An 11,180-nucleotide genomic window follows, 5' to 3' on the forward strand; every position below is an offset into this window, starting at 1 on the left:
TAAAAAAAGAATAGAGATAATAAAAAGAGTAAAAGAAAAGATAATAGAATTCGGGGCGGTATTCGAAAGGTGGTAGATATATTTTTTTGTTTATATTTTAATTAAAGAATAAAAATACATATTAATACTTGTTAAATTAACCAAGGATAACAAGAATGTGTCCAAATAAAGCCGAATCGCAAACAGTCGAATTCAAAGAAAGCTGGCGGGATGAAAACCTAAAGTCCCTATGCGCCTTTGCGAATACCGAAGGCGGGCGGCTTATAGTCGGCATAGATAACGACGGTAATGTCGTAGGCATTAAAAATTCTAAAAAGCTCCTCGAAGATTTACCCAATAAAATAAACGATATTTTGGGAATAGTTCCCGATATTAAGCTGTCGAGAAAACAGAATAAAGAGATTATAACCATAAAAACTGATTATTCATATGCGCCGGTATCGTATCATGGAAAATTTTATATAAGAAGCGGCAGTACTAATCAGGAATTAAAAGGAAAAGAACTTACTAAATTTATGCTTTCTAAATCAGGAAAAGATTGGGAAGAATATATAGAATCAAACAGTTCCGGCGACGATATTAACGCTGAAACCGTTGAAATGTTTAAAAGAAGTGCGGCTAAAAGGTTATCCTTAATAAAGCAGGAAAAGGATAATCATGTGCTTCTCGAAAAATTAAATTTAATAGAGGACGGCAAATTAAAGCGGGCGGGGATTTTACTGTTCGGCAAAAATCCAAAAAAATATTTTACCGGAGCATATATAAAAGTCGGCAAATTTTTATCGGATACTGACGTTATAAGTTCCGATGATATTTTGGGCAATCTTTTTGAGCAGGTAGAAAAGACCTTAGAATTATTAAAATCTAAGTATCTCGTTTCTGTGATAGGCTATAAAGGCCTATACAGAAACGAAACCCTTGAATATCCCGAAGAAGCATTGAGGGAAGCGGTAACCAATGCCGTCGTGCATAGAGATTATGTCGGGGCGCATACACAGATAAAGGTATATCCGGATAGATTAGTTTTATGGAATGAAGGCGGACTTCCTTCGGGAATGAAAATCGACGATTTAAAAAAATCTCATGCCTCAAAACCGCGAAACGAATTAATCGCCGACGTATTTTTTAAAGCCGGTTTAATAGAAACATGGGGAAGAGGAACGGTTAAAATAATCGAAGAATGTAAAAAAGCCGGACTGCCTGAACCGGAATTTAAAGAAGAATTCGGCGGCTTTTCAGTATATTTTTATAAGAAAACGGATTTTTATTCCGAAGATAATTTAAAAAAATTAGGATTAAATCAGAGGCAGATAAAATTAGCCTTTTACATAAAAGAAAATAAAAGCGCAAATTTATCTTCCCTCGAAGGCATAATGCCGGATGTTTCAAGAAAAACCCTTTACAGAGATTTGCGGGAACTTGTGGACAAGAATGTCCTGAAAGCGACCGGCGCTAAGAAGCTAAGAATGTATAAGCCGATAAACCTAAAATAATTCGTTATCGGACATTTATCGGACATTTATCGGACATTTATCGGACATTTATCGGACATTTTGCTGAAAGTTTAATACCTTAACATCTTTACATCAGGGCTTAAACATAGGGCTTTATGGTTTGCAGATATTCTACTTCTTTATAATAAATAACGAAGCTCGACGAAACTCTTAATCTTTAAAATGGGACGACGTGGATTTAAAGAACGATGTTATAGGGACTAAAACCAAGTATGATAGATTAATCTGAACGTGTATCAAAAAAGTATCTGATTTATTTCTTTTCATGCTCACGTCTGTATTTGCCGTGGTGTGGGTTTAGAATATTATAAAATAAATAAATCTCCCCTTTATCTAAAGCTTGGTGTTGCTGGTTCGAACTCCGCCCCGTTGCCCGCTCCATTAAAAACCTTGATTAATACTGCATTGAAAGCAATTTTAACATTTCAATATCTTATCTTAACTAAAATTTGCTATTTTTAACTATATTTTGCCGTGGTCTGGATTTGGGTTTAAAATATTATAAATTCTTTTCATAAAATTTTATTGTTTAAATTTCATAAATTATTTATAATAAAAAATTATGAAATTTAAAGAGAACTGCATTTTTTGCAAAATAGCGAATAAACGGATACCTGCAGAAATAATCGAAGAAACCGAAGATTTTGTAGTAATAAAAGATATAAATCCGATAGCCCCTATACATCTTTTGATAATCTCCAAGTCGCACTACGACAGCGTTTTAGATGTCGAATGTAAAGACGGAGCCGATAAAAGCGGCATTACCGCCGATAACGGCGACATGGAAGACCGATTAGGCAGTGAACTTTTTGGGATATTAACCTCGCTTGCCAAGAAATTCAACGTTGAGAATAAAGGTTTCAGGACGGTTATTAATACCAAAGAAGACGGCGGTCAGACCGTCAACCATTTGCATGTTCATTTTTTGGCGGGCAGAGGATTCGGCTGGCCTCCGGGTTAATCTACGTTAATCGTTAATCGTGGTTAATTTTTATAAGTTGGATTATATTAAGTGCATTATATTATCTGGATTATATTAGCTTGATTAATTTAAATTTAGCTTAATAAAATATAAAAGCTTTGCAACTTTGCAGTTTTACGCTTTATGATACTTTATGATTTATGTTTTAAAGCTTTTTATTAAATTAATCCGATTAATTTTAGAATTTTAAAAAAATATTAAAATAATAAAACTTGAAACATTAAAACAAATGGGAAAAATTAATGGAAACTTGGTTTTTTGAGAATCAGACCGGCAATTTTGGAATAAAAATTAGGGTTGAATCTATATTGTTTCATGAATTTTCGGATTATCAGGAGATTGCGGTTTACGATACTTTGGAATTTGGCAGGGTGCTTGTTTTAGATAAGGCGGTTATGTTTTCGGATAAAAACGAGTTTGTATATCATGAAATGCTTGGTCTTGTCCCTTTATTTTCGCATAAAAAACCTGAAAGAATTCTTATAATAGGCGGCGGCGACGGCGGCGTAGTCAGGGAATGCCTCAAAAATCCTTTCGTTAAACACATAGACCTTGTTGAAATAGATAAAAAAGTAATCGACGTTTCCAAAAAATTTTTTCCTGAAATCGCCTGCAAACTTGACGACAAAAGGGTAAGAATACTGGCGGAAGACGGAATAGCATTTGTAAAAAGAGTTAATTCCGGCGGCAGGGAAGACGAAAAGTACGATGTTATACTTATAGATTCTACCGACCCCGTCGGTCCGGCTGAAGGGTTGTTTAGGCGCGATTTTTACGAAGCTGCTTCCGGTTCTCTGAAAACCGACGGAATATTTGCGGCGCAGACGGAATCTCCATTTTTTAATAAAAATTTAATTAAAGACGTAGGAAAAATTATAAGGGAAATTTATGAAAAATCATCGCTTTATCTGGCTTCTATACCGGTTTATCCCAGCGGTTTATGGAGTTTTACGGCAGGCTCCAAAAAATATGATACTAAAGTTATAAACGAAAGTTACGATAATTTTGATTTTGCGGGTCTTGAGACTGATTTAAAATACTATTCCCGCGAAATACATTCCGCCTCTTTCATTTTACCTAACTTTATAAAGGAGATATTAAAATAAAAAAATTATATGATAGAAACCAACTTATCGAAAACTTCTTCATTTTTTAATTCGGCGGATTCTTATGAAAAGTCAGACTTAATTCTTCTCGGCGTTCCTATGGATTATACCGCAAGCAATATTCCCGGTTCAAGGTTTGCTCCTAAAAGAGTAAGGGAGTTGTCTTATACGTTAGAAAATTACAGTCCTTTTTTTGACGATTTCATAGACGAAAAGTTTTATGACGCGGGAGATATAGTTCTGCCATGGGGCAATACCGATAAAAGCATTAAATTTATAGGAGAAACTGCAAAAGGAATTCTATCCGACGGAAAAAAAATAGTAAGTATCGGAGGCGACCATTTGATTACTTATCCGGTAGTAAAAGAGTATGCCGAAAAATATAAAGATTTAGTGGTTCTGCAGTTTGACGCCCATACCGATTTAAGGGAAGAGTGGAATAACGAAAAATATTCGCACGCCACGGTTCTAAAACTTATTCACGATATTATCAAAAAAGGCAACCTTTATCAGTTCGGAATTCGTTCAGGCTCTAAAGAAGAATTCGATTTTGCTAAAAAACATTGCCATATATATAAAAACGACGTTTACGAACCTCTAAAAAAAGTTTTGGGCAATTTGTCTAATAAAGACGTTTATATTACTATAGATATAGACGTTCTAGACCCGGCGTTTGCGCCTGGAACCGGATACATAGAAGCCGGCGGAATATCGTCTAAAGAGCTTTTGGATTCCGTATCCCTTCTGCTGTCGGAATCAAATGTAAATATAGTAGGGGCGGACGTGGTAGAAGTTTGTCCTCCTACCGATAATTCGGACAGGACTTCGGCTATTGCGGCAAAACTTTTGAGGGAAATAATTATCGGAATGGCTAAAAATAAAAAATGAAATAAAAATAAAAAATCAACGGACAAATAAATTTAAGCAATAAATATTAAATAAGGCAAATTATTATACATTATTAAACAAACAAGTAAAACGGAGGTAATAACAGTGTTTGAAACACCCGATATATATACTCTGGCGGCAGGTACGTCGGAGGGAACTTCAAAATTGGGGGCATTCGATAATGCCATTTTAAAAGCGGGAGTCGGCAATACCAATTTAATAAAACTCAGTTCTATTCTTCCGCCGAAAGCGGTTTATAAAGAAAAAATAGTATATCCGAGAGGAGTGTTGGTTCCTATAGCATACGGCGCTATTACCAGCGATAAAAAAGGAGAAACAATTGCCGCCGCTGTGGCGATAGCCGTTTCCGTAGAAGACGGATTCGGAGTTATAATGGAATTTTCCGGCGTAACTTCAGCTAAAAATGCCGAGGAAACCGTTAGAAAGATGGCGGAAGACGCAATGAAGCACAGGAATATAGGAATTAAAGAGATAGTTTCTAAAAGCTCGGAGCATACCGTAGAAAATTTTGGATGCGCATTTGCTTCGGTTCCTATGTGGTATTCCAAACTGATATGATATAATAAGTTCGCATACATAATGCTTTGTTCTTTCGTCGATTAATTATATTCGATTAAGCATCTTAAGATAATTAAACAATGGGGGATTAAGGCGCGGCAAAATCGGCACTTCGCGTTTGTTTGAACGCGCGTTGCCGGCATATGTCCGCGCCTTAAAAAAAACAGTGAATAAAACCTTTATAATTTCGACGTTTTTCGGTTTAATATTTGTCGTCGTTTTAGTAGTTTTAGTAGGTCCTAAAAATATAATTCAGATGATTGACCGCCTGAATTATGTCGATTTTATTATTTTATTTTTTCTTTCTTATCTTGCGCTTTTTTTGTCGGCTCTTTCATTTAATAACGCTTTAAACGTATACGATTCTAAAATAGGTTTAATAGATATTTTAAATATAAAGCTTATAGGATACAGCGCGAATTATATAGCGCCTTCAGGTATTTTTGCGGGTTTTATAGGCGGAGACGCCATAATGGCGCTGATGATTAAAAAAAAGACGTCGCTTGATTTTAAAAGGGGTTTTTCCGCCGGTCTTGCCGCAAAGGTTATAGAATTTGCAATATTTCTTTTATTTATTTATCTTGGGCTTATATTAGGGTTTAAGTACTTTTATCTGCCGCCGGAAATATGGTATTTGCTGTTAATTGCGGCGATATTCGTAGGAGTCGTAACCCTTATTTTTTTAATAAATCCGATAATAGACAACAGATTTTTTACAAAATTTTTAAAATATTTGACGAGATATAAGGTATTAAACAAAGTAATTTTTAAAATACTAAAACATATAAATAATTTTGAAAAAGAACTGCATCTTTTTTACGTTAAAGGTAAAAAGTATCTATTTTTAAGTCTTTTTTTAAGCATTATAGAAACTGCCGTCCTTATATTTCAAATATGGCTTTTAGTTCATTATCTTGGCGTAAATATGGGATTTTCTAAAACGTTATTGGTATTTTCAGTATCCATGCTGGTATTTGCTCTTCCTCTTGCGCCCGGTTCGGCGGGAACATACGAACTTTCGCAGGTCGGTCTTTTCGATTTGCTCGGACTCGGTTCAGACGTCGGACTTGCTTTTAGTTTGATAATGAGAGCTATTAATATACTTATGTTGGCTATATCTTTTTTTCTAGTGCCTCATTACGGTTTTCATTTTTTTAAGAAAAAGGAAGAAGAAAAGGAGACAGTTTGAAAATAATATATTCTCTATGCAGTTGGGGGCTCGGTCATGCTACGAGGGGGCTTCCCGTTATAAGGCGTCTCGTAAAAGACGGTCATGAAGTAATTATTTATACTTCTGGAAGAAGCCTTGAACTGCTTAAATCCGAAATAGGAAATAACGCAAGATATATTCCTTCCGTTCCTTATCCTTCGCCGTATTCCGATAAAATAGGGTTTGCATTCAGGTTTCTTAAAACTGCTCCTAAAATATTGGCACTTATTAAAGAAGAAGAAAAAGACGTTGCCAAGATAGCGCAGGAAAACAAAATAGATATTATAATTTCGGATTCTCGGTTCGGTTCCCACTGCAAGTTTGCGCCGTCGTATCTTCTGTTTCATCAGCTCAGGTTTATCGCACCTTTAAGGCTTCTTCCCGCAGAGATGTTTACGGAATATTATAATCATTTTTTACAGGATAAATTTGAAAAAATAATAGTTCCGGATTATGAGGATAATTCCCTTTCAGGCGATTTATCCCATAATTTGAGATATTTTAAAAAAGAAAAAGTTGAATATATAGGCATACTTTCGGACTTTGAAAAAATACAGACGGACGAAGATATAGACTATCTTTTTTCTATCTCAGGCCCTGAACCTACAAGAACTATTCTAGAAGAAAAACTTTTTTCGCAGATAGACTTACTCAAAGGCAATATAGCCGTTTCGCTTGGAAAACCGGGGAAGTTTACGAAAGAAACCGTCAAAAATGCCGTAGTGTATTCTTTTCTCGAAAAAAAGAGAAGAGACGAACTTATGAACAGGGCTAAAATGGTTGTTTCCAGATCGGGCTACACGACTATTATGGACGTAGCGGAAATAGAAAAAAAAGCTTTTTTTATTCCTACGCCCGGACAGACGGAACAGCTTTATCTTGCAAGCCATTTGAAAAAGACCGGCTTATATTATTCGGTAAAGCAAAATAAATTAAAGATTGACATTGATACCGAAGAAGCTTTAAAATATAAAGGTTTTACGCCGCCTTGGAGAACCGGCGAAAGCGTCGGCAGATTTCTTAAGGCGATAGGCATTAACTAGTTTTATTTTAAATATATATTCGCATTATTTTAATTTATTTTTTAATTTAAATTTTCAAACTAAATGGTTTCTATAATAATACCTGCTCACGAAGAAGAAAAATACATAGGAATTTCCATAGAAAGGCTTTTAAGCCAGAGCGGGACCGTTTTTTTGAAAAAAGACGAAAAAAACGGCTTAAAATTAACCGGTTCTGATAATTTAGAGAATTCCGGAAAAGTTTTATGCGAATTGACCGTCGTGGTAACTCACGGCAAAGACGATACCGAGGGCGTCGTTTCAAAATACAAAGAAGCCGGCGTTAATCTTGTATCCGGAAATTTCAGCGGAGTATCGGAGGCGAGAAACATAGGCGCAGCCGCTTCCGCCGGCGACGTTTTCTTGTTTTTAGACGCAGACACTCTTTTAAGCGACGGTTTTATAAAAAGACTCGACGACTTTAAAAATCAGACCGATTTTATCGGAACGTCTAAGCTCCTGCCCGATATTAATACGTTTAAAGCGCGTATTTTTATGTTCGGCAATAATATAGCCCATATAATAACCAAAACCTCTATGGCTTTAATATTCTGTCACAGGGACGTCTATAAAAAAGTCGGCGGTTTCGACGAAAGGATGCAGGCAGGCGAAGACCTTAAATTTATAAATTTAGCGGTAAAAAACAAATTCGGCAGTTTTAAATATTTGGGAGATATAAGCGCCGTTACGTCGATGAGAAGATTTGAAATTAACGGATATTTCAAAACCGCCATAGAATGGATGGGCGGATATTTTTTTAAACCGCCGGAACATTACGACGTTGTTAGATAACTATATGAAAGTATTAGTAGCTATACCGACTTATAACGAAAAAGAAAATATAAGCCGGATGTTAAATTCCGTTTTAAGTATCAACGAAACGATAAAAACTGCAACCAATTCCAATACCTTACCTTTAGACGTTAACGTTTTAATAATAGACGACAATTCCCCAGACGGCACCGCAAAAATCGTTAAAGAATATATTAGTTCGCGCAAGCGGCTAAGCGCAAATGCTGAAGTCAATCCAAACATAAATATAAACGAAAGCGTAGATAAAAATACGAACTTAATTCCAAGCAATGCCGTAAATAACGAAGAAAGAGTTTTTATTATAGAACGCGAGAAAAAACTCGGACTTGGAACGGCTTATGTAGCGGCGTTTAATTTTGCTTTAGACAACGGTTACGACTACGTCGTTACCATAGATTGCGATTTTTCGCACAATCCTGAAGAAATTGCCGGATTTATCAGCCTTGCGCAATCCGAAAAATGCGGGATGATAGTCGGTTCGCGTTATTTCGGCGGAGTACGGGTAATTAACTGGAGTATGAAAAGACTATTAATTTCATATTTTGCAAATATTTATGCAAAATTTATTACCGGCGTTAAAATCACCGATTTGACCGGCGGTTTTAATATGTACGACGTAAACTGCCTGAAAAAAATAAATTTGGACGGAATAAGTTCGAGAGGTTATGCTTTTCAGATAGAAATGAAATACAGGATGATTAAAGAAGGCAAATGCAGTTTTAAAGAATACCCAATAATCTTTTACGAACGAACCTACGGAAAATCAAAAATGTCTAAAGGCATTATTTTTGAAGCTTTTTTTAAAGTCATAAAACTTAGGCTCGGGCTTTTTAAATAGTCCGTAAATAATACTTGACTAATTTAGTCAAGTATGTTTTAATCAATATATAAATAAAAACATTTAAAATTATTAATATAAAATATAAATAAATTATAAATAAATCGGAGGTATATTATGCCCGTATATTCGGAAAAAGTAATGGATCACTTTCAGAATCCAAGAAACGTAGGAGAAATAGAAAACGCCGACGGCGTAGGCGAACTCGGAAATCCTACTTGCGGCGATATAATGAAAATATATATTAAAGTCAAGGACGACAAGATTGAAGACGTCAAATTTAAAACTTTCGGTTGCGGAGCGGCTATAGCAACCAGTTCCATGGTAACGGAATTGGTAAAAGGCAAGACTCTCGAAGAAGCCGAAAAAATATCCAATGAAGCCGTAGCAGAAGCTTTGGACGGGCTTCCTCCGGTAAAGATGCACTGTTCAAATCTCGCCGCCGATGCGCTTCATCTTGCTATAGAAGATTATAAAGCCAGAAAAGAGGGCAAAGGACCTATAGGCAGGGTTGAAACGCCGGAACACGACGAAGACGAACACGACCTGCTTGAACAGGCGTAAAACATAAAAATAGGAACCGTTTGTAAATTTTAAGCGTCAGGTAATATTATATATACGGGTGGTATAATAATTATGGATTACGATTACGAACTCGATACTTTCGGTTTGATGTGTCCAATGCCGATTATGGAAGTTGCCGAGGAGTTTAAAAAAATACCGGACGGTTCGGTATTAAAAGTCACGGCGTCCGACGAAGGTATCATAGAAGATTTAAAGAGTTACTGCAAAAAAACAGGGCATGAATTTCTGTCCTACGAAATTAATTTGCCCGAATACGTAGTTTATGTTAAAAAATAAAGACGATAAGATAATATAAATAAAAAAATATCATAATATAATAATAATATAGTTTGCTGCATATTTTTAAATTTGGAGGCAAAAGTGAAAATAATAAATTTCGACCATTTTGCTGCTACGAAAATGAGGCAGGAAGTAAAAGATGCAATGGAGCCTTACTTTATGTCCGAATACGGCAATCCTCAAAGCATTCACACCTTAGGCGACGAACCGAGGGAAGCATTATCTAAAGCCAGACTGCAGGCCGCCGAACTTTTAAATGCTTCAAGCAATGAAGTCATATTTACGGGGAGCGGTTCCGAATCGAACAACCTTGCAATAAAAGGAACGGCTTTCGCGAAAATGGATAAAGGCAAACATATAGTCGTTTCTAAAATAGAACATTTCAGCGTTTTAAATTCCGTTAAATCTTTAGCAAAACTGGGTTTCGAGTTCACCGAAGTTCCCGTCGACAAATACGGTTCGGTCGATCCGCAGGAAGTTAAAAACGCTTTAAGAAAAGATACGATATTAGTAAGTATCGGACAGGCATCTAACGAGATAGGAACTATTCAGGATATCAAGGAAATTTCAAAAATAGTCCATGAGAACTCCGCTGCGTATATGCATACAGACGCAAATACTTCATGCGGTTTTACCGAAACCGACGTTAAGGAACTCGGCGTAGATATGCTTTCTGCCGCACCGCACAGATTTTACGGACCCAAAGGCGTCGGTCTTTTTTATCTTAAAAAAGGAATACGCATAATGCCTCTTATAGACGGGGGAATTCAGGAATTCGGCCGCAGGGCGGGTACAGAAAACGTGCCGGCCATTGCCGGAGCGGGAGTCGCATGCGAACTTGCCAAAAAAGAGCTGAAGGACAGGACGTCTTATCTTCTGCCGATTCAAAAAACCATCAAAGAAGGCGTGCTTAACAGCCTTGACGAAGTTTATTTAAACGGTCATCCGGAAAAAAGACTTCCAAACAATCTCAATTTTGTCGTAAAATACATAGAGGGCGAGTCGATGCTTATGTGGCTCAACAATAATGGGATTATGGTCGCTAGCGGTTCTGCATGCACGTCTAAAATATTAAAATCTTCGCACGTATTAAGCGCAATCGGAGTCGACGCCGCTCTTGCTCAAGGCTCTCTTTTAATATCCCTCGGCGAGGACAATACCATAGAAGATGCGCAATATTTCGTAAAAGAACTTCCCTCCGTAGTTGAAAAATTAAGGAAAATGTCTCCTCTTTACGAAGAAGTTATGAGACAGAATAAAAAGTAAAATATTGTATAATAAACAGGGCGCGTAACTCAGGGGTAGAGTGTTACCTTCACACGGTA

General features: G+C 36.4%; 12 protein-coding genes. All 12 read left to right on the top strand.

Features of this window, described 5'->3' with window-relative positions:
* Window positions 1-155 precede the first annotated feature (155 nt).
* The 12 genes from EVJ48_06930 (at window position 156) to EVJ48_06985 (ending at window position 11,121) form a co-directional block, all read left to right on the top strand.
* Complete coding sequence (locus EVJ48_06930; protein RZV38452.1) at window positions 156-1,493, top strand: transcriptional regulator; 1,338 nt, start codon at window positions 156-158, stop codon at window positions 1,491-1,493.
* Window positions 1,494-2,076: 583 nt separating this feature from the next.
* The gene (locus EVJ48_06935; GenBank protein ID RZV38453.1) at window positions 2,077-2,475 is read left to right on the top strand and encodes an HIT domain-containing protein; all 399 of its coding nucleotides are present in this window, start codon (window positions 2,077-2,079) and stop codon (window positions 2,473-2,475) included.
* A gap of 263 nt (window positions 2,476-2,738) precedes the next feature.
* A complete protein-coding gene (locus EVJ48_06940) occupies window positions 2,739-3,602 on the top strand; it encodes a polyamine aminopropyltransferase (GenBank protein RZV38454.1) in 864 nt (287 codons plus the stop codon).
* Window positions 3,603-3,611: 9 nt separating this feature from the next.
* Window positions 3,612-4,490: an agmatinase gene (gene speB / locus EVJ48_06945; protein ID RZV38455.1), complete on the top strand. Its 879-nt coding sequence runs from the start codon at window positions 3,612-3,614 to the stop codon at window positions 4,488-4,490.
* Between the two features lie 105 nt (window positions 4,491-4,595).
* On the top strand, window positions 4,596-5,069 hold the full coding sequence (locus tag EVJ48_06950) for an arginine decarboxylase, pyruvoyl-dependent (protein RZV38456.1): 474 nt from the start codon (window positions 4,596-4,598) through the stop codon (window positions 5,067-5,069).
* Window positions 5,070-5,172: 103 nt separating this feature from the next.
* Window positions 5,173-6,258 (top strand): flippase-like domain-containing protein, encoded by a 1,086-nt coding sequence (locus tag EVJ48_06955; GenBank protein ID RZV38457.1) that lies wholly within the window; start codon window positions 5,173-5,175, stop codon window positions 6,256-6,258.
* Window positions 6,255-7,322, top strand: a complete 1,068-nt coding sequence (locus EVJ48_06960) for a glycosyltransferase (GenBank protein ID RZV38458.1) — start codon at window positions 6,255-6,257, stop codon at window positions 7,320-7,322. Before EVJ48_06955 ends, EVJ48_06960 begins: the two co-directional genes overlap by 4 nt.
* 63 nt (window positions 7,323-7,385) lie before the next feature.
* Complete coding sequence (locus EVJ48_06965) at window positions 7,386-8,132, top strand: glycosyltransferase (protein ID RZV38459.1); 747 nt, start codon at window positions 7,386-7,388, stop codon at window positions 8,130-8,132.
* A 4-nt stretch (window positions 8,133-8,136) separates the two neighbouring features.
* Window positions 8,137-8,991, top strand: a complete 855-nt coding sequence (locus EVJ48_06970) for a polyprenol monophosphomannose synthase (GenBank protein RZV38460.1) — start codon at window positions 8,137-8,139, stop codon at window positions 8,989-8,991.
* 117 nt (window positions 8,992-9,108) lie between these two features.
* Window positions 9,109-9,555: a Fe-S cluster assembly scaffold protein NifU gene (gene nifU, locus EVJ48_06975; GenBank protein RZV38461.1), complete on the top strand. Its 447-nt coding sequence runs from the start codon at window positions 9,109-9,111 to the stop codon at window positions 9,553-9,555.
* Window positions 9,556-9,627: 72 nt separating this feature from the next.
* A complete protein-coding gene (locus EVJ48_06980; GenBank protein ID RZV38462.1) occupies window positions 9,628-9,852 on the top strand; it encodes a sulfurtransferase TusA family protein in 225 nt (74 codons plus the stop codon).
* A gap of 123 nt (window positions 9,853-9,975) precedes the next feature.
* Window positions 9,976-11,121: a cysteine desulfurase gene (locus EVJ48_06985; protein RZV38463.1), complete on the top strand. Its 1,146-nt coding sequence runs from the start codon at window positions 9,976-9,978 to the stop codon at window positions 11,119-11,121.
* Window positions 11,122-11,180: the final 59 nt, after the last annotated feature.

Source organism: Candidatus Acidulodesulfobacterium acidiphilum (assembly GCA_008534395.1).
Taxonomy (GTDB): Bacteria; SZUA-79; SZUA-79; order Acidulodesulfobacterales; family Acidulodesulfobacteraceae; genus Acidulodesulfobacterium_A; species Acidulodesulfobacterium_A acidiphilum.

What these genes read in the sequence shown, in the direction of transcription:
- EVJ48_06935 (RZV38453.1), top strand. Translation starts at nt 2,077, where the DNA reads ATGAAATTTAAAGAGAACTGCATTTTTTGCAAAATAGCGAATAAACGG.
- speB (RZV38455.1), top strand. Translation starts at nt 3,612, where the DNA reads ATGATAGAAACCAACTTATCGAAAACTTCTTCATTTTTTAATTCGGCG.
- EVJ48_06930 (RZV38452.1), top strand. Translation starts at nt 156, where the DNA reads ATGTGTCCAAATAAAGCCGAATCGCAAACAGTCGAATTCAAAGAAAGC.
- EVJ48_06985 (RZV38463.1), top strand. Translation starts at nt 9,976, where the DNA reads ATGAGGCAGGAAGTAAAAGATGCAATGGAGCCTTACTTTATGTCCGAA.
- nifU (RZV38461.1), top strand. Translation starts at nt 9,109, where the DNA reads ATGCCCGTATATTCGGAAAAAGTAATGGATCACTTTCAGAATCCAAGA.
- EVJ48_06980 (RZV38462.1), top strand. Translation starts at nt 9,628, where the DNA reads ATGGATTACGATTACGAACTCGATACTTTCGGTTTGATGTGTCCAATG.
- EVJ48_06965 (RZV38459.1), top strand. Translation starts at nt 7,386, where the DNA reads ATGGTTTCTATAATAATACCTGCTCACGAAGAAGAAAAATACATAGGA.
- EVJ48_06970 (RZV38460.1), top strand. Translation starts at nt 8,137, where the DNA reads ATGAAAGTATTAGTAGCTATACCGACTTATAACGAAAAAGAAAATATA.
- EVJ48_06940 (RZV38454.1), top strand. Translation starts at nt 2,739, where the DNA reads ATGGAAACTTGGTTTTTTGAGAATCAGACCGGCAATTTTGGAATAAAA.